The sequence below is a fragment of the Sphingobium sp. TomTYG73 genome (genome assembly GCF_055394245.1).
In genome coordinates this window covers 277,135-293,494 of sequence record NZ_AP027339.1, presented here as the reverse complement: position 1 = coordinate 293,494, position 16,360 = coordinate 277,135, and the positions used below count along the sequence as shown (strand labels likewise).

Annotated in this window: 19 protein-coding genes; 13 read left to right on the top strand and 6 right to left on the bottom strand. The window is 62.9% G+C overall.

Going from position 1 to position 16,360, the window contains the following annotated elements:
* Nucleotides 1-25 precede the first annotated feature (25 nt).
* On the bottom strand, nucleotides 26-1,666 hold the full coding sequence (ybaL, locus tag ACZ5TH_RS01580; RefSeq protein WP_460987598.1) for a YbaL family putative K(+) efflux transporter: 1,641 nt from the start codon (nucleotides 1,664-1,666) through the stop codon (nucleotides 26-28).
* Nucleotides 1,667-1,878: 212 nt separating this feature from the next.
* Nucleotides 1,879-2,229 carry a hypothetical protein gene (locus ACZ5TH_RS01575; RefSeq protein WP_464794361.1) on the bottom strand — a complete coding sequence of 117 codons (351 nt, stop codon included), beginning with the start codon at nucleotides 2,227-2,229 and terminating at the stop codon, nucleotides 1,879-1,881.
* Between the two features lie 239 nt (nucleotides 2,230-2,468).
* Between ACZ5TH_RS01575 and rplU the strand changes: the two genes are divergently transcribed.
* The 6 genes from rplU to ACZ5TH_RS01545 all read left to right on the top strand — a co-directional run bounded on the left by rplU (nucleotide 2,469) and on the right by ACZ5TH_RS01545 (nucleotide 7,224).
* Nucleotides 2,469-2,765, top strand: coding sequence for a 50S ribosomal protein L21 (rplU, locus tag ACZ5TH_RS01570; protein ID WP_340265563.1), 297 nt, complete (start codon nucleotides 2,469-2,471; stop codon nucleotides 2,763-2,765).
* A 30-nt stretch (nucleotides 2,766-2,795) separates the two neighbouring features.
* A complete protein-coding gene (gene rpmA / locus ACZ5TH_RS01565) occupies nucleotides 2,796-3,065 on the top strand; it encodes a 50S ribosomal protein L27 (RefSeq protein WP_007683600.1) in 270 nt (89 codons plus the stop codon).
* Between the two features lie 273 nt (nucleotides 3,066-3,338).
* The gene (locus ACZ5TH_RS01560) at nucleotides 3,339-3,914 is read left to right on the top strand and encodes a GNAT family N-acetyltransferase (RefSeq protein WP_464794360.1); all 576 of its coding nucleotides are present in this window, start codon (nucleotides 3,339-3,341) and stop codon (nucleotides 3,912-3,914) included.
* Between the two features lie 110 nt (nucleotides 3,915-4,024).
* Nucleotides 4,025-5,119: a GTPase ObgE gene (gene obgE, locus ACZ5TH_RS01555; protein ID WP_464794359.1), complete on the top strand. Its 1,095-nt coding sequence runs from the start codon at nucleotides 4,025-4,027 to the stop codon at nucleotides 5,117-5,119.
* Nucleotides 5,120-5,173: 54 nt separating this feature from the next.
* Entirely contained in the window at nucleotides 5,174-6,304 is a 1,131-nt protein-coding gene (proB, locus tag ACZ5TH_RS01550) for a glutamate 5-kinase (RefSeq protein ID WP_464794358.1), read from the top strand.
* A gap of 23 nt (nucleotides 6,305-6,327) precedes the next feature.
* On the top strand, nucleotides 6,328-7,224 hold the full coding sequence (locus tag ACZ5TH_RS01545) for an NAD-dependent epimerase/dehydratase family protein (RefSeq protein WP_464794357.1): 897 nt from the start codon (nucleotides 6,328-6,330) through the stop codon (nucleotides 7,222-7,224).
* 3 nt (nucleotides 7,225-7,227) lie between these two features.
* Here ACZ5TH_RS01545 and ACZ5TH_RS01540 read toward each other — a convergent pair whose 3' ends face one another.
* Together ACZ5TH_RS01540 and radA are read right to left on the bottom strand one after the other, a co-directional pair.
* Nucleotides 7,228-7,746: a CvpA family protein gene (locus ACZ5TH_RS01540; protein ID WP_464794356.1), complete on the bottom strand. Its 519-nt coding sequence runs from the start codon at nucleotides 7,744-7,746 to the stop codon at nucleotides 7,228-7,230.
* Nucleotides 7,747-7,756: 10 nt separating this feature from the next.
* Nucleotides 7,757-9,124 (bottom strand): DNA repair protein RadA, encoded by a 1,368-nt coding sequence (radA, locus tag ACZ5TH_RS01535; RefSeq protein ID WP_196225480.1) that lies wholly within the window; start codon nucleotides 9,122-9,124, stop codon nucleotides 7,757-7,759.
* Between the two features lie 147 nt (nucleotides 9,125-9,271).
* Between radA and ACZ5TH_RS01530 the strand changes: the two genes are divergently transcribed.
* The 3 genes from ACZ5TH_RS01530 (at nucleotide 9,272) to ACZ5TH_RS01520 (ending at nucleotide 12,978) form a co-directional block, all read left to right on the top strand.
* Complete coding sequence (locus ACZ5TH_RS01530; RefSeq protein WP_464794355.1) at nucleotides 9,272-9,967, top strand: endonuclease/exonuclease/phosphatase family protein; 696 nt, start codon at nucleotides 9,272-9,274, stop codon at nucleotides 9,965-9,967.
* A gap of 190 nt (nucleotides 9,968-10,157) precedes the next feature.
* A complete protein-coding gene (locus ACZ5TH_RS01525; protein ID WP_464794354.1) occupies nucleotides 10,158-12,551 on the top strand; it encodes a patatin-like protein in 2,394 nt (797 codons plus the stop codon).
* Nucleotides 12,520-12,978: a hypothetical protein gene (locus tag ACZ5TH_RS01520; protein ID WP_464795034.1), complete on the top strand. Its 459-nt coding sequence runs from the start codon at nucleotides 12,520-12,522 to the stop codon at nucleotides 12,976-12,978. The genes ACZ5TH_RS01525 and ACZ5TH_RS01520 overlap by 32 nt, the downstream gene beginning before the upstream one ends.
* Before the next feature lie 13 nt (nucleotides 12,979-12,991).
* On the opposite strand, the gene ACZ5TH_RS01515 is transcribed toward ACZ5TH_RS01520, so the two are convergent.
* Nucleotides 12,992-13,285 carry a 4a-hydroxytetrahydrobiopterin dehydratase gene (locus ACZ5TH_RS01515; RefSeq protein ID WP_464771959.1) on the bottom strand — a complete coding sequence of 98 codons (294 nt, stop codon included), beginning with the start codon at nucleotides 13,283-13,285 and terminating at the stop codon, nucleotides 12,992-12,994.
* A gap of 40 nt (nucleotides 13,286-13,325) precedes the next feature.
* On the opposite strand from ACZ5TH_RS01515, the gene ACZ5TH_RS01510 reads away from it, so the two are divergent.
* The 4 genes from ACZ5TH_RS01510 to ACZ5TH_RS01495 are packed head-to-tail and all read left to right on the top strand — an operon-like array spanning nucleotide 13,326 to nucleotide 15,863.
* Nucleotides 13,326-13,733, top strand: a complete 408-nt coding sequence (locus tag ACZ5TH_RS01510; protein ID WP_464771958.1) for a metallopeptidase family protein — start codon at nucleotides 13,326-13,328, stop codon at nucleotides 13,731-13,733.
* The gene (gene ccmA / locus ACZ5TH_RS01505; RefSeq protein WP_464794353.1) at nucleotides 13,730-14,332 is read left to right on the top strand and encodes a heme ABC exporter ATP-binding protein CcmA; all 603 of its coding nucleotides are present in this window, start codon (nucleotides 13,730-13,732) and stop codon (nucleotides 14,330-14,332) included. The genes ACZ5TH_RS01510 and ccmA overlap by 4 nt, the downstream gene beginning before the upstream one ends.
* Nucleotides 14,329-14,976 carry a heme exporter protein CcmB gene (locus ACZ5TH_RS01500; RefSeq protein WP_464771956.1) on the top strand — a complete coding sequence of 216 codons (648 nt, stop codon included), beginning with the start codon at nucleotides 14,329-14,331 and terminating at the stop codon, nucleotides 14,974-14,976. The genes ccmA and ACZ5TH_RS01500 overlap by 4 nt, the downstream gene beginning before the upstream one ends.
* On the top strand, nucleotides 14,973-15,863 hold the full coding sequence (locus ACZ5TH_RS01495; RefSeq protein ID WP_449471379.1) for a DMT family transporter: 891 nt from the start codon (nucleotides 14,973-14,975) through the stop codon (nucleotides 15,861-15,863). The genes ACZ5TH_RS01500 and ACZ5TH_RS01495 overlap by 4 nt, the downstream gene beginning before the upstream one ends.
* A 160-nt stretch (nucleotides 15,864-16,023) precedes the next feature.
* On the opposite strand, the gene ACZ5TH_RS01490 is transcribed toward ACZ5TH_RS01495, so the two are convergent.
* Nucleotides 16,024-16,308: a chorismate mutase gene (locus ACZ5TH_RS01490; protein WP_196225472.1), complete on the bottom strand. Its 285-nt coding sequence runs from the start codon at nucleotides 16,306-16,308 to the stop codon at nucleotides 16,024-16,026.
* Between the last annotated feature and the right edge of the window lie 52 nt (nucleotides 16,309-16,360).

Here is a 16,360-nt window from a genome sequence, read left to right as displayed (position 1 = left end):
TGACTGAGACAGCCTCAACCGACGTTCAGCCCGCGCCGGATAACTGAAGCATCCGCGCTGCCAGCTCACGCTCTCCCATGACTACATGGGGCACGCCAATCCCTTCCAGATGCGCGACCTCTGCATCACTATGCGCTCGCGCAATCACCTGCAGGTTGGGATTGAGGTGGCGCGCATGTTCATGGATTGCGCCGCCTTCAAACCCTTCCGGAACCGCGATCAGCAACCGCCGAGCCTCGCATATGCCCGCAGCCATCAAATAACGGTCCTCTAGTGCACTTCCCCGCACTACCGGATGGCCCGCCTCCGCGGCCTCCTCTGCCCGTTCCGGGTCCGTCTCCAGCACAACGAAATGGGCATTGCGTTCGGACAGGCGCTCCGCGATCATCTTGCCGACCCGGCCATATCCGACCAGGATCACATGGCCGATGTGCGGACGCTGGCGCGCCTTTTCCGCTTCCGCTTCTTCCTCAATCTCCTCCTTCTTGTGCGCCCGCACGATCATCGAGAAGATGAACGGATTCAAAAAGATCGACACAATCGCCCCCGCAAGGATCAAGTCGCGTCCTTCCGCAGGCAACACGCCCAAGCCAGTGCCCAATGTGGCAAGGATGAAGGAAAACTCGCCGATCTGTGCCAGGCTCGCCGCGATCGTCAGCGCCGTATCCCCCGGATGGCCGAAGGCGCGCACGATCGCGAACGCGGCGATAGACTTGCCGACGATGATGATCGCTACGGTGGCCAGCAATGGTAACGGCTGTTCGACGAGCACTGACGGATTGAACAACATGCCCACCGACACGAAGAACAACACTGCGAATGCGTCGCGCAGCGGCAGCGTTTCCTCCGTCGCGCGGCGGCTGAGCGGCGTCTCGCCCAGGATCATGCCCGCGAAGAAGGCGCCCAAGGCAAATGACACATCGAACGCCACGGCCGCGCCGAAAGCCACGCCAAGGGCGATTGCCAGCACAGCCAGGCGAAACAACTCCCGCGATCCGGTGTGAACTACCCAGTGCAACGCCCAAGGAATGACCCGTCGGCCCACCACGAGCATCAGGGCTACAAAACCGGCGACCTTCAGCAGGGTGCTGAGCAGCGGTGCCAGCAGGTCACCCATCCCGGCCGATGCGTCTGCATTGTTCATAACCTTCGCCAGCGCGGGTAACAGTACCAACGCCAGCACCATCACCAAATCCTCGACGATCAGCCAGCCAACAGCTATGCGCCCCCGCCGCGTCTCCACAAGATCGGCCCCCTGCAAGGCGCGCAGCAAAACGACCGTACTCGCGACCGAAAGAGCGAGGCCGAACACAATGCCGCCCATCACTGGCCAGCCCATATAGTGCGACAGTCCCATGCCGAGCAGCGTTGCCACCGCGATCTGCCCGATGGCGCCGGGTACGGCGATATTCTTCACCGACAGCAAGTCACGCAGCGAAAAATGAAGTCCCACCCCGAACATCAGCAGAATGACACCGATTTCGGCCAATTCGTTGGCCAGACTGGTGTTGGCGACAAAGCCTGGGGTGAAAGGACCAACCATGATCCCCGCGATAAGATAACCGACAAGCGGCGAAAGTTTGAGACGATGGGCAATGGCACCCATTATGAAAGCAACAACGAGGCCCGCGACGATTGTTCCGATCAGGGGCGTGTGATGAGGCATGGACGTCCTTCCCTGTCTGCCGGTGCGGCCCTCTGAACCTTCACCGCCAGCCTATCATATTTTCATTCTGCGACCGCTAGCATAGCGGCTGACGGCAGCACCCAGCCCAGTGAACACGGCGGGTATGAAGCACCATGGCGGCCGTCGGTTGCTGCGGCGTGACCGTCTGCAGGTCATGGATCTCTCCTGCCTGACGATTAACGGAGTGGGCGTTAAGTCAGGGCAGGCGGAGCGCGAGCGTGAAAGGCGTGTGAAATACCCCCGCGCAAGAGCGAGGGGCGGGTGCGGACATATAAGGGATTTGATCGCGACCACCCCACGACGGCCAACAGGCCCGCTACAGATACCAACCATGGCATCAATGACGATAACAAGGGGGTGTCGCCCGAACCATCGGGCTGGGTCAGGCGGTAGTCGGCCGGTGCCGATTGGGTCCGGGCCTTCAGCACCACGCCTGTGGTGGCAGGATTGAACGCCGAGCCCGTTGCTATGCTGGACGGCGGCCCCAATGGCGTCAGGGCACTTAATAACGCAACACCGATCGCCATCCACAGGGTCAGCATGAAGAGAAGCCTGCCTCTCATGCTGCCAGTACTATACGATGTCGGCATCATGCGCGTCGGGTTCCCTTCGAGACGGGAAGATAGGCACTGACCTGCGCAAAAACCACCCCTAAGAAGGGGGCTTCCCGGTTGACATAAGCGAGTCAGTCCACTACCGGGCCACATTCCCGCGCGGGTCAACAGGATGTCATGTCCTCGGCGATTTGCGTAAAGCAGATTTGAACAAGAAGAGAAGAGCCATGTTCGCAGTCGTGCGCACGGGCGGCAAGCAGTATCGCGTCGCCGCCGGAGACAAGATCGTCGTCGAGAAGCTGGCCGGTGAGGCTGGTGACAAGGTGACGCTGGATGACGTCCTGTTCGCCGGCGAAGGCAGCGACGTGAAGGACGCCAGCAAGCTGACCGTCGCCGCCGAAATCATCGCGCAGGCGAAGGGCGAAAAGGTTATCGTTTTCAAGAAGCGCCGTCGTCACAATTACCGTCGCAAGAACGGCCATCGCCAGAACCACACGATCCTCAAGATCGTGTCGATCGCCTGAGCCGCAGTCCAGTTTCGAGGAGTTTGAGTCATGGCACATAAGAAAGCTGGCGGTTCATCGCGTAACGGTCGCGATTCGGAATCGAAGCGCCTTGGCGTGAAGAAGTTCGGCGGTCAGGAAGTGATCGGCGGCAACATCATCATTCGCCAGCGCGGCACGCGCGTATATCCCGGCCGCAATGTTGGCATGGGCAAGGATCACACCCTCTTCGCCCTGGGCGAAGGTCGTGTGGTATTCCATACTGGCAAGCTCGGCCGTAAATATGTGTCGGTCGATGCCATGGCTGAAGCAGCCGAATAACGGACGATCAATGACGGATCGTCCCTCATCATTGGGGCGATCCTTCCGGAAGATGGTCTTGGACCATCTCTGATAATCCGAGGGAAAAAGGGGCGCCCCATCCGGGAGCGCCCCTTTTTCCGTTCGGCGACACCTCCCCTCATTTTCCCTCAAACCTCTGGAACCCTGAGCCTTCTCACGCGTCATGCGGGCGGGGCACAGCCAGAGGAAAGAAGTCGTCAAGCCGTAACTTTTTACGGCCATTGGCGTGTCGATCAGAGGAGAGATTTTCAAATGTTCGCCCGTACCCCCCGCCTGCTTCTGAGACCCGGCTGGATGGAAGACGCATCCGCGCTGGCCGAAGCGATTGGCGATCCGGCGGTCCTGCGCAACCTTGTCCGCGTGCCTGCGCCCTATGGCATTGATGACGCGCGCAGCTTCCTTGCCCTTCCGCAGGACACACGCCTGCCGCGTCTTCTGGCTTTTTCCCGCACTCGCGGTGCCCCACGTCTGGTCGGCGGGTGCGGCATCCATTTGACCGAGGATGGCACGCCTGAACTCGGCTATTGGATAGCGCGTCCCTATTGGGGGCTGGGCTTTGCGACGGAGGCCGCCAGCGCGGTGTACGGCATGGCCCGAGCAGCGGGCGTCAGCGGGATTCGCGCGGCGCATTTCGCTGACAATCCGGCATCAGGCAATGTGCTTCGGAAAATCGGCTTTCGTTACACCGGCCGGGCGGAGCAACGTTACAGTCCGGCCCGTGGAAATGCGGCTGAATGCCTGATTTTTGAAGAAGGCGTGCCCGGGCGCATGATGATTGATCCTGCAATGGACCTTTATCACGACGCCATGCCCGCACTCGCGGCCTGAACGAAAAGGGACTGCGCCAGCAGACGCCGTCCCGCATGGAAAAGGTGAGTTTCGAGCGATAGCAGACGGCAAGGTTTAATTCCGCTTCATAAGCGGCTATGGGCCAGCCCATGCATTTTCTGGATCAGGCGAAGATATACATAAAGTCCGGCTGGGGCGGCCCCGGCGCGGTCAGTTTCCGGCGTGAAAAATATGTCGAATATGGCGGCCCTGATGGCGGCAATGGCGGCAAGGGCGGAGATATCATCTTCGAAGCCGTAGCTGGCCTCAATACCCTCATCGACTTCCGCTACACCCAGCATTTCAAGGCGCAGCGTGGGATGCCGGGTGCGGGAAAGAATCGTTACGGCGCAGGCGGAAACGACCTCGTCGTCAAGGTGCCCGTGGGAACGCAGATCCTGTCCGATCCCCAGCCTATCGAGGGCACCGAGGACGAGGATGGTTATCCCGACTATGAAGATCAGGAGCTTCTCGCCGACTTCACAGAGGTAGGGCAACGCTTGGTCCTGTTGCGCGGCGGCGATGGCGGCCGGGGCAACCTGTCTTACAAGACGAGCACCAATCGTGCGCCGCGACAGCATGGAACAGGCTGGCCGGGACAGGAAATGTGGGTCTGGCTGCGGCTGAAATTGCTCGCCGACGTCGGTTTGGTCGGTATGCCGAACGCGGGCAAGTCGACCTTCATCAATCAGGTGACCAATACCAAGGCCAAGGTGGGGGCCTATGCCTTTACTACCACCAAACCGCAGCTCGGCGTCGTCACGCACCGTGACAAGGAATTCGTCCTGGCAGACATTCCCGGCTTGATCGAGGGTGCAGCCGAAGGTGCTGGCATCGGCGACCGATTCCTTGGCCATATCGAGCGCTGCCGCTTGCTGCTGCACCTCGTTGATGCCACTGGGGACGATCCGGTCGAACAGTTCCGGATCGTGCAGGATGAATTGGAAGCCTATGGCGAGGGGCTAGCCGACAAGCCGCAGATCGTCGCCCTTAACAAGGGCGACCTGCTCGGGCCGGAATTGATGGAGGACATCGCCGCCCAAATCCGGCGCGAGGCCGGCGTGGAGAAGATATTCATCATTTCGGGCGCGACTGGCGAAGGTGTGCAACCGCTGCTGGATGCTGTCCTGCCATTGCTTGCAGACGGCAGACCGATGGAGGAAGAGGCCAGTGACGAAGGCGACGCTTCATGGTCGCCGATCTGAACACTCCTCACTCTCCACTTATTCTTCACGTTCCAGGCGAACGGAACTGATCCCGTGACTTCCTCTCTTTCAGGCTTCCCCCCCTCTCAAGTTCGGCGATTGGTCATCAAGATCGGCTCAGCCCTGCTGGTCGATGGGAATGGCGAGGTTCGCGAAGCGTGGCTCCGAACCTTGGTCGAAGATGTCGCTGACCGCAAAGCAGCCGGGCAGCAGATCATTATCGTTTCGTCAGGCGCAATCGCTCTGGGCGCACGGCGATTGAAGCTGCCAAAGGGCGGGCGTGGCAATCTGGAAGACGCTCAAGCCTCAGCGGCAACAGGACAAATCGCACTGTCGCAATGCTGGGCTCGTTTGTTGCAGGACAAGGGGATCACCGCCGCGCAGATGCTGGTGACGCTGGACGATCTTGAGCATCGGCGGCGCTATCTGAATGCGTCTGCGACTTTGGAACGCCTGATCACACTCAATGTGGTGCCGGTGGTAAATGAGAATGACAGCGTCGCCACAGCGGAGATCCGTTTTGGCGATAACGATCGGCTGGCGGCACGTATCGGACAGGCAGCACGGGCCGACGCGGTCGTGCTGCTTTCCGACGTCGATGGGCTTTACACCGCCAATCCGCATGTCGATGCGAGCGCCATGTTGATAGACACAATCGAGCGCATTGACGCGCGGATCGCAAATATGGCGGACAGCGGATCCGCGTCTGGAATGGGATCGGGAGGCATGACCTCCAAGATCGAGGCGGCGCGGATCGCGACGGGGGCCGGAGCGCATCTCGCCATCATTTCCGGCAAGGTCGATGCTCCGCTGTCGCATTGGATCAATGGTGGCAAGGGATCGATCTTCCTCGCGGCCCCTGCCAAGCGGGCGCGTAAGGGATGGCTCGCGGGGCGTTTGACCGTTCGCGGGCGCATCATCGTCGATGCCGGTGCGGAAAAAGCGTTAGGACGCGGGAACAGCTTGCTGCCTGCGGGTGTGGCGAAGATAGAAGGCGCATTCGTGCGAGGTGATGTCGTTGATATCGTCGCGCCGGATGGCCGAGTGATCGCGCGTGGGCTAAGCGAGTATGACAGCGAGGAAGCGGCGAGGGTCGCAGGCAAACGCAGTGAGGATATTGCGGCTTTGCTGGGCCACCTGCCCCGATCCGTACTCGTTCATCGCGACCAGATGGCCATGGTCTGATCCCCATGAAATTACGCATTGCCATGACCGGCGCGACAGGTTTTGTCGGCGCCGAAACGCTCAATCAGGCTTTGGACGCTGGGCATCATGTGACAGCCATCACCCGAAAGGCGCAGCCGCCTCGCGCCCGGCTAAAGTGGGTGCCCGGATCGCTTGAGGACCGTGCGGCGCTGAACACACTGATACGCGACGCCGACGTGGTGGTCCATATTGCAGGCGTCGTAAACGCGGCCGATCGCGACGGGTTCGAGGCCGGGAACGCGCGTGGGACGATGGCGGTCATCGATGCCATGCGGCAGCGTGGCGTCCGGCGATTGGTCCATGTGTCATCGCTGGCTGCGCGGGAACCGAAACTTTCCGACTATGGCTGGTCCAAAGCGCTCGCCGAACGTCACGTCAAGGCGAGCGGACTGGATTGGACGATCGTGCGCCCGCCTGCGATCTATGGGCCGGGTGATCGGGAGATGCTGGAGCTGTTCCGGATGGCCAAGCGAGGCATTATGCTACTGCCCCCGAGTGGGCGGCTGTCCCTGATCGAGGTAAGCGACCTTGGCCGGTTGCTCCTGCAGCTTGCTGGCGAAACGGAAATGAGCCTTGCTCGCAGTTATGAGGCGGACGACGGCACGCCGGGCGGATGGGACCATCTGGACTTTGGACAGGCGATCGGACGAGCGGTCGGAAGGCCCGTGCGGACTTTTGCCACGCCCAACTGGGCACTGGGCCTCGGCGCGCGGCTGGATCGCATGCTGCGGGGCAAAGGCGCAAAACTCACGCAGGATCGAGTCAGCTATTTCTGCCATCCCGATTGGGTGGTCACAAAGCGCAAGCAGCCTCCCAAAAAATTGTGGGTGCCTGAAGTTGCTACCGAAGAGGGATTGAAAGCAACAGCGGACGCTTACCGCGCAAAGGGCTGGCTATAGCGATCAATCGCTTTCGGCGTCCGGCTTTCTGGCGCGGCGTTCGGCCACGAATTCGCTGATGGCTTGGCCGCTGGCGTTGAGCAGCGGATAGGTGCGGGCGTCGGAAAGCCAATCGGGGCGGCGCTCTCCGCTGCCATAGAAGGTGTCGTAGGTCAGGCTGAATGCGAGGAAGACCAGCGTTGCGCCGATCAATCCCTTGATGGCGCCGAAGCCGCCGCCGAGGACGCGGTCGATTGGGCCAAGAATCGACTGACGGGTGCGGCGGCCGATGGCGTGGGCGAGGAGCTTTCCTGCGCCGAAGGTGATGCCGAAAACAAGAAGGAATGCGAGAATTGACGCGCCTCCGGTGGTTCCGACCAGGGGGGTGAGGAGTTCGGTGGCGGAGGGGTGGAAGAGGCGGATGGCGAAGATGCCGAGGACCCAGGCGATCAGCGAAAGGGTTTCAAGAACGAAACCACGAAGCAAGCCCAAGACTGTGCACCCGCCGATGGCGAGAAGGACGAGGATATCGACGGCGTTCATGAGCGCCGGGCTATCCGCGGCCGAGCATCTGGTCAACCAGTTGGCTTAACGCGCGGTAGCCGCTGACCGCTATTCCCTTCACCCCGTCAGCGACTGCTGAGGGAACATAGGCGCGTTCAAAGCCAAGCTTGGCCGATTCGCGCAGGCGCAGCGGGGCATGAGCGACGGGGCGTATTTCCCCCGAAAGCGCGATTTCGCCGAAGAGGACCAGATCGGCAGGCACCGGCCGTTCCGCGAGCGCCGATATGAGCGCGGCGGCAACCGCCAAGTCGGCGGCGGGATCGGACAGGCGGTAGCCGCCAGCGACGTTCAGATAGACTTCGCAGGTGGAGAAGCTGAGGCCGCAGCGCGCTTCCAGTACGGCGAGGACCATGGCGAGGCGGCCGCTGTCCCAGCCCACCACCGCGCGCCGTGGTGTGGCGCCGCTGGAAAGGCGGACGACAAGCGCCTGTATCTCCACCAGCACGGGCCGCGTGCCCTCCAAGGCAGGGAAGACGGTCGCGCCGGTCACTGTTTCGTCGCGATGGGTGAGGAACAGAGCGGAGGGATTGGAAACTTCCTCCAGCCCCTCCGCGACCATCGCGAATACGCCGATCTCGTCGGTGCCGCCGAAGCGGTTCTTGATCGCGCGCAGGATGCGATATTGATGACTGCGCTCGCCCTCGAAGCTCAGCACCGTGTCGACCATATGCTCAAGGACGCGTGGCCCGGCGATGCTGCCATCCTTGGTGACATGGCCGACGAGGATGACAGCGGTGCCGCGCTGCTTGGCGAAGCGGATGAGTTCCTGGCTGGACGCGCGAACCTGGCTGACGGTGCCCGGCGCGCCTTCGATAAGGTCGCTGTGCATCGTCTGGATGGAGTCGATGACGAGCAGCGCGGGCGGCTCCCCCTCCCCCAGGGTCGTCAGGATGTCGCGAACGGAGGTCGCGCTGGCGAGTTGCACGGGCGCGTTGCCAAGGCCGAGGCGCTGCGCCCGCAGGCGCACCTGATCCGCCGCTTCTTCACCGCTGATGTAAGCAACGGAAAGGCCGCGCGCGGCGATGCGGGCGGCCGCCTGAAGCAACAGGGTGGACTTGCCGATCCCCGGATCGCCGCCGATCAACGTGGCGGAACCCGGAACGATGCCGCCTCCCAAGGCGCGGTCGAACTCCGCGATGCCGGTGCTGGTGCGCTGGGGCAGTTCAACCTGACTGTTCAGGCCTACGAGGGTCAGGGCGCGCCCGCCGCTTTGCAAATCATGGCGCGCGGAAAAGATGGTCTCGGACGCTTCCTCGACAATGCTGTTCCATTCGCCGCAGTCATCGCATTGCCCCTGCCAGCGGGAGGAGAGCGTGCCGCACTGCTGACAGACGAATTTGCGCTTTGCCTTAGCCATGGGGGAGCTATGACTTGCCATGGTGAACGTTTCAAGAACAAAGAACGGATGGACCACCCCCCTCGCCCCGCCCGCCTTATGACGAAGAAGTTTGGAGACCGTCCAAGAGCGCTGGAAACTCATGCGGATGTGGCGCATTGTCTCGCCATGAAGTCGTTACGCGTTGCCAGCTATAATATCCGCAAAGCCATTGGCACCGACCGCCGCCGCAGCCCCGAACGAGTGCTGGAGGTGCTGGGAGAGTTGGACGCGGACATCATTGCGCTGCAGGAAGCGGATCGCCGATTTGGCGTTCGATCGGCCGCAATTCCGCCGTGGCTGCTGGAATCGATGAGCCAGTACAAGCCGGTTCCATTGAACGTGCATGTCGATTCGATGGGCTGGCATGGCAACGCGATATTGGTGCGGAAGGAGGCGGAGATTCGCACCCATGATGTGCTGCATCTGCCCTGCCTGGAACCGCGTGGCGCGACGATGGCGGAGGTTGAACTGGGCAAGTCGAAGCTGCGCGTATTTGGCATGCATCTCGACCTGTCGGGGCTGTGGCGACGCAAGCAGGCGGCGGCGGTCATCCATGCGGCGGCGCAACGCGACGCAATGCCGACCGTGCTGATGGGCGATCTCAACGAATGGAGCGCCAATCGGGGGTGTCTGGCAGACTTTGCGCGCCATTATAGTTTCGCGCCTTGCGGACGGAGCTTTCATGCGCGGCGGCCCGTGGCGCATCTCGACCGGATCATGCATTGCGGGCAATTGAAGCTGGTGGACAGCGGCGTGCATGACAGTGCGGCGTCGCGCAAGGCTTCGGATCATTTGCCAATCTGGGCGGAGTTTCGGTTGTGAGTTCGGTGTTTTCGTTCGGACTGGACCTGACGAAGCCTTTGCCTGTGGTATCAAGGACAAGTGAAGCCCCCTTCGACTGCCTGCTTGCAGCAGGCGCTCAGGACAGGCTTCGACAGGCTCAAGGCGAACGGGGAAGAGGTTTGGGGCTGATCGGGGCAGATTATAGTCCAGCGACTGGGAGTCGCGCCGCATGAAAGAGCGGGAACTTCGACTGGCGCTGGTCTGCTATGGGGGGATCAGTCTGGCCGTCTATATGCACGGCATCACCAAGGAAATCTGGCGGTTGGCGCGGGCAAGCCGGGGTTTCCATGACGGCACCCCGAGCAGCAAGGGCAGCGAAGCGGTTTACAGGAAGCTGCTGGAAGACCTGGAAGCGGCAAGCGGCATCCGGTTGCGCGTAATGCCCGACATCATCGCCGGGGCGAGCGCGGGCGGCATCAACGGCATATTTCTGGCGCAGGCGATCGAAACCGGGCAGTCGCTGGAGCCGCTCACCGACCTGTGGCTGGAAAATGCCGATGTGGAGCAGTTGCTGGACCCGGATGCGCGTCCAGCGCGGCGGATCAGCAAATTCTGGGCAACGCCGCTGGTGTGGATGGCCGCGCGGCGGCCCGGCGACACAGTGGAGAGAACCGTCGCACCCGATACGCGCGAGGAGGTGCGGCACAAGCTGTCGAATTTCATCCGGTCCAGATGGTTCGAACCGCCCTTTGGCGGTGAAATCTTCACGGCGATGATGCTTGACGCCTTCGATGCGATGGAAGCGGCCGAGCGCGGGCCGCCGCTCCTGCCCGAGGGGCACCCGTTGGACCTGTTCGTCACGGTCACGGATTTCGAAGGCCATCCGCAAAGCCTGAACCTCAACAGCCCGCCCCAGGTGGTGGAAACCGAACATCGTCTTTCCATCGGCTTCCACGCGCGGGGGCGTGGCGACCGCCTGTTCGCCGATCCGGCTGAGCTGGTATTCGCCGCACGGGCGACGGCGAGCTTCCCCGGCGCATTCCCCCCCTTCACGGTGCGCGAACTGGATCGGGTGCTGAAACAGCGGCACCGCGCATGGCCGACCCGGGATGCATTTTTGGCCCATGCCCTGCCGCGCCATTGGGCGCGCGGCAACGCGGAGGACGCGATACTGATCGACGGATCGGTGCTGGCGAACGCTCCCTTCGCACAGGCGATCGGCGCTCTCCGCAACCGTCCGTCGCGGCGCGAGGTCGATCGACGTTTCGTCTATATTGATCCGAAGCCGGGCCGTCGATCGATCCGGCTGAACCGGGAGGGCGAGCAGGAAGACGCGACGCCCGAGGACAAGGCTCAACTGCCCGGTTTCTTCCGCACGATTTTCGGCGCGCTCAGCGACATTCCGCGCGAGCAACCGATCCGCGACAATCTGGAGGCGATCGATCGCCATTCTTCGCGCATTCGCCGGATGGTACGCATTCTGAATGCCTTAAGGCCGGGGATTGAGGCGGAGGTCAAGAACACGATTGGCGGCATGCTGTTCCTGGACCGTCCGACGCCCGCGCGGCTGTCCGCCTGGCGTGCGAAGGCGCAGCTGCGGGCCGCGAACTCGGCAGGCTTCGCCTTTCCGGCCTATGGTCATTTGAAGCTGTCGGGCATCGTCGAGGATCTGGCCGGTTTGCTGTTCCGCCTGAGTGATGAGGACAGCCCGCTGATGCGGGAAAATTTCCGGCAGGCGCTGTGGTCGCATGTCCGGACGATCGGCGCGGACAAGCTGATCGAGGATGTCGGGCCGGGATCGCCGCCGGTCGCCTTCTTCCGCACCCATGACCTGAGTTTTCGCATCCGCCGCCTGCGCTTTCTGGCCCGGCGGCTGGCAGACACGCTGGAGATCGATTCTGAGGCCGGCAACGGCGCGATCCAGAAGATGCACGACGCCATCTATGAATCGATGGCGCATTATACCGAATGCGAAGGCACGGATTTCTACAATGGCGCGATCCGGGCCGCTGCCAGAGAAGTGCCGTCCGACCCGGCGGCGGCGCTGGACGCGATCGCACAGGCACGCGACCTGAAGGCGCGGGATGATGTGGCGGAGATGATGCTGGCCGACGCGCTCGCGGGACTTCCCAAGGCGGAGCGGCGGATCATGCTGCTCTCCTATCTCGGCTTCCCCTTTTACGACATCGCCACCCTACCGTTGCTCCAGGGCCACGCCATGGAAGAATATGATCCGGTGAAGGTGGACCGGATTTCCCCGGAGGATTGCAGCGCTATTCGGTCAGGCGGGGCCGAAGCCACGTTAAAAGGTATTGAATTCAATAATTTCGGTGCATTTTTCAGCAGAGCCTATCGGGAGAATGACTATTTGTGGGGACGCCTTCATGGTGTCGAACGGCTGCTGGATATCGTAATTTCCGCATTACCCGCGGCAAGCCGCCTTTCGGAAGAACGCGTGCGCGATTATAGGCAAGCCGCATTCATGGCGATTCTCGATGAGGAGGAACAGCGGCTGCCGCATGTCGCTGATCTCATTGCCATTTTGCGGGAGGAAATCGGTGGGCGCACGGGTGGGGCTGGTTCCATTGGTGATGATTCTGGCGCTGACCGCGGCTTGCCGTGACGCGTCTGGCGATGCCGCGTCTGCGGACAATGTGACTGCCCCAGAGCCCGTGCTTTCCGCCAACGCTATCGAGGGTGAGCCGATCGAGGTGGTCGCGGCGCCGCAGCGCCCGTCGGCCGAGGTAACCGTGCAGGCGCAGCCCGCACCGCGCGGATCGCTGGACCTGCCTCCCTCTCCCGACGCTGCGCTGGCGACGCCCTTCCCGCAGGAAGTCACCAGCTTCATGGTCGATCGGGACAGTTGCGACCATTTCCGGGGCGAGAAACCCTATGATGGGGAAAGGCGCGTGTTCCTGATGGAAAGCATCGCCGAATTATGCACCGGCACCGACGCGAAACTCGCCATGCTGCGCCGCCGCTATGCTGGTGACCCGGCAGTGACCGCTGCGCTGCATGGTTATGAGGATCGCATCGAAGGGCAACCCTGATCGAACCGTCGGCTCAGGCGGGGAGCAGTGCGTCGATCGCCTTTGCAAGATCTATGTCACGGCGCGACAGGCCGTCGGCGTCATGCGTCGTCAAGGTGATGTCCACGCGGTTATAGACGTTGAACCATTCGGGATGGTGGTTTGCCTGCTCAGCCAGAAGCGCGACGCGGGTCATGAATCCGAACGCGGCATTGAAGTCGGCAAAGGTGAAGCGCCGCTTGATGCCTTCGGGGTTGTTCACCAGCGTCCAATCGGCAAGAGAAGCAAGCCCCTGCGCCCGTTCGTCGCCGGACAGTTTACCAATCATGGCTCTATCCTCATAATATTGTTTCGCCTATGTCGCAGCCATGTCAGACGCCGGTCAACCCCCTCTTTTCGCGCCAACCGTCGCGCAGATCGAACGACTGGCGCTTGAGGCGCTGGGGCGCTTGCCCGATCCTTTCCGGTCCCATCTGTCCAACGTGGTCCTGTTCGTCGAGGATTTTGCCGACGAACGGATATTGAAGGAGATGGAGATTGACGATCCATTCGGGCTGACGGGGCTTTATACCGGGCGGCCGGTGGGGGAGCCCGAGCAGACGGGAGACGGCCCGCCCATGGTGCATCTTTTCCGGCGGCCGTTGCTGGATGAATGGGTGGAAACGGGTGTGCCGCTCGACGCGCTGATCACCCATGTGGTGGTGCATGAGATCGGCCATCATTTCGGCCTTTCCGATATCGATATGCACGTGTTGGAGGACATGGTCGCGCCATGAGCGACGCGGCGCTGCGGCTGTCGGGCATCGCCTGCGCGCGTGGCGGGCGGCTGCTGTTCCGGGGCGTTGACCTGGCGTTGGAGCCGGGGGGCAGCGCCCTGCTGCGTGGGCCGAACGGGATCGGCAAGTCGAGCCTGATGCGCATTTGCGCGGGGCTGCTGCGGCCGATGGCAGGGACGATCGAGCGGCGGGGCAGGATCGCGCTGGACGATGAGCGGCTGGCGCTGGATCTGGAAGAGCCTTTGCGCGAGGCGCTGGGCTTTTGGGCGCGGCTGGATGGAACGGATGCGCGTGCGCTGGATGGGGCGCTGGAGGCGATGGCGCTGGGGCCGCTTGGCGGGATTCCGGTGCGGATGCTCTCGACCGGGCAGCGCAAACGGGCGGCGCTGGCGCGGGTGATTGCTAGTGGTGCTAGGCTGTGGCTGCTGGATGAACCGGGCAATGGGCTGGACGATGCGTCGCTCGGGCTGCTTGGCGCGGCAGTGGCGGCTCATCTGGCGGGAGGCGGGATCGTGGTTGCGGCGTCGCACCAGCCGTTGCCGATGGCTTCGCCCGTGGTGATCGACCTTAGCGCTTATGTCGCGGAGGAGGCGGCGTGAGGGTGGTGGCGCTGCTGGTCGCGCGGGACTTGAGGCAGGCGTGGCAGTCGGCGGGACTGTGGCTGCCGGTGGCTTTCCTGCTGCTGGTGGCGAGCCTTTATCCTTTTGCAGTGGGGCCGGACGCTGCGCTGCTGCGGCGGTCGGGTGGCGGGATGTTGTGGATCGCGGCGCTGCTAGCGAGCCTGCTGCCGGTGGACCGGCTGGTCGCGCCTGATCGGGATGCGGGGGTGCTTGACCAGATCGCCTTGCGCGGCGTTGGCGATGAAATGGTGATGCTGGCGCGGCTGATCGCGCATTGGCTTGGCTTTGGCCCTGCGCTGATGATCGCGACGTTGCCCGCTAGCGCGCTGCTGAAGCTGGATGGCGCGACGGTCGGGATGCTGGAACTGGGGCTGCTGATCGGCACGCCAGCGCTGGCGGCGCTGGGGCTGCTGGTGGCGAGTTTGACGGCGGGGCTGCGGTCGAGCGGGGCGCTGGCCGGATTGCTGGCGCTGCCGTTGGCGGTGCCGTTGCTGATATTTGGCGCGGGGACGCTGGGCGATGGGAGCGGAGCGGCGCTGAAGTTCCTGGGCGCTGCGTCGCTGCTGCTCGTCGCGATCACGCCCTTTGCAGCGGGGGCGGCGATACGGGCCGGGCGCGAGTGATCGGTTTCGGCGCTTCGCTGCTGTTCGTCCTGATCTGGTCGACAGGGTTCATCGTCGCGCGTGGGACGGTGCCCCATGGTGCGCCGGAACTGATCCTGAGCGTGCGCATGACGCTGACGGCGCTGTTGTTGGGCTTCGTTGCCTGGCGGGCGGGTCAGAGGTTGCCACGGGGCAAGCGGCTGATGCTGCATCTGGCGGCGGGCGCGATGCTGCATGGCGTTTACCTGACCGTCAGTTGGTGGGCGGTGTATAACGGCATGCCTGCTGGCATCATGTCGCTGCTCGGCGCGCTGCAACCATTGATGGTGGCGGTGGCGGGCGCGTTCCTGCTGGGCGATCGGCTGCTGGCGCGCGGATGGGCGGGGCTGGCGATCGCAATCGCGGGCGTGGTTTGCGTATTGCTGCCTGCCATCGAGAAGTCGGGCGCGGGGGCGGTGCCGATTCTGCCTGCGATCGCTGGATTGCTTGCGGTGGTCGCCATGGCTGCGGGCACGCTGGTGCAACGGGGCTCCATAGCGGGTGACGGCATCTGGATTTCCGGCGCGGTGCAGAATGCAGGCGGCGCGATTATCGCGATCGCGGCGGCGCTGGTTGCGGGAGAGTCACGTTGGGATGGCGCGCCCCTGTTATGGCTGGGCCTGGCCTGGTCAGTGCTGGGCCTGTCGGCGGGCGGCCTTTCGCTGCTGGTTTGGCTGGTGCGGACGCAGGGACCGACGCGGATGTCGATGCTGTTGCTGCTGGTCCCGCCGCTTGCCGCGGTGGAAGCCTGGCTGCTGTTCGGCGAAAGGCTGGCGCCGGTTCAGTTGGCAGGCTTTGCGCTGGCGCTGACGGGCGTGCTGCTGGGGCGATCGCAAGGGAAGCGGGAAACGGTCAGCGAACCGGCTTGAGGCACGGCGCCTTTCGGGCGTGGGATCAACAGTGAGGTTCCAACAGAGCTCCTTGCATTCGGCATGAGGGCCTTACTTGCTCCCGAAGAGAAGTAAGACCGTTGGCTTCGCCGGCCTCCGGCTCGACAAGCTCAGGGCGAACGGGGAGCAAAAAATTCCCTTAGGCGTCCCGCAACCGTTCGTGATGGCGGATCACCTCATCGATGATGAAGCGCAGAAATTTCTCGGTAAAGTCGGGATCGAGATTGGCGTCCGTCGCGAGCTGGCGCAGGCGGCTGATCTGTCGTTCTTCCCGGCCCGGATCGGCGGGTGGCAGTGCGTGCGTCGCCTTATATTCGCCGACAGCCTGCGTGATCTTGAAGCGCTCGGCGAGCATGAACACGAGGGCAGCGTCGATGTTGTCGATGCTCTCGCGATACCGCTTCAAAGTGTCGTCCACGCTCATCCTCCAAATATCCGCGCGCTTTTTGCTCCATCCGTCGCTCCGTGCAAGCTAT

Coding starts and splice junctions, on each gene's coding strand:
- obgE (WP_464794359.1), top strand. CDS start 4,025: ATGCATTTTCTGGATCAGGCGAAGATATACATAAAGTCCGGCTGGGGC.
- ccmA (WP_464794353.1), top strand. CDS start 13,730: ATGAGCGACGCGGCGCTGCGGCTGTCGGGCATCGCCTGCGCGCGTGGC.
- ACZ5TH_RS01525 (WP_464794354.1), top strand. CDS start 10,158: ATGAAAGAGCGGGAACTTCGACTGGCGCTGGTCTGCTATGGGGGGATC.
- rpmA (WP_007683600.1), top strand. CDS start 2,796: ATGGCACATAAGAAAGCTGGCGGTTCATCGCGTAACGGTCGCGATTCG.
- ACZ5TH_RS01510 (WP_464771958.1), top strand. CDS start 13,326: ATGTCAGACGCCGGTCAACCCCCTCTTTTCGCGCCAACCGTCGCGCAG.
- ACZ5TH_RS01515 (WP_464771959.1), bottom strand. CDS start 13,285: ATGATTGGTAAACTGTCCGGCGACGAACGGGCGCAGGGGCTTGCTTCT.
- ACZ5TH_RS01530 (WP_464794355.1), top strand. CDS start 9,272: ATGAAGTCGTTACGCGTTGCCAGCTATAATATCCGCAAAGCCATTGGC.
- ACZ5TH_RS01575 (WP_464794361.1), bottom strand. CDS start 2,229: ATGCTGACCCTGTGGATGGCGATCGGTGTTGCGTTATTAAGTGCCCTG.
- ACZ5TH_RS01545 (WP_464794357.1), top strand. CDS start 6,328: ATGACCGGCGCGACAGGTTTTGTCGGCGCCGAAACGCTCAATCAGGCT.
- ACZ5TH_RS01540 (WP_464794356.1), bottom strand. CDS start 7,746: ATGAACGCCGTCGATATCCTCGTCCTTCTCGCCATCGGCGGGTGCACA.
- ACZ5TH_RS01520 (WP_464795034.1), top strand. CDS start 12,520: ATGATTCTGGCGCTGACCGCGGCTTGCCGTGACGCGTCTGGCGATGCC.
- ybaL (WP_460987598.1), bottom strand. CDS start 1,666: ATGCCTCATCACACGCCCCTGATCGGAACAATCGTCGCGGGCCTCGTT.
- rplU (WP_340265563.1), top strand. CDS start 2,469: ATGTTCGCAGTCGTGCGCACGGGCGGCAAGCAGTATCGCGTCGCCGCC.
- radA (WP_196225480.1), bottom strand. CDS start 9,124: ATGGCTAAGGCAAAGCGCAAATTCGTCTGTCAGCAGTGCGGCACGCTC.
- ACZ5TH_RS01490 (WP_196225472.1), bottom strand. CDS start 16,308: ATGAGCGTGGACGACACTTTGAAGCGGTATCGCGAGAGCATCGACAAC.
- ACZ5TH_RS01560 (WP_464794360.1), top strand. CDS start 3,339: ATGTTCGCCCGTACCCCCCGCCTGCTTCTGAGACCCGGCTGGATGGAA.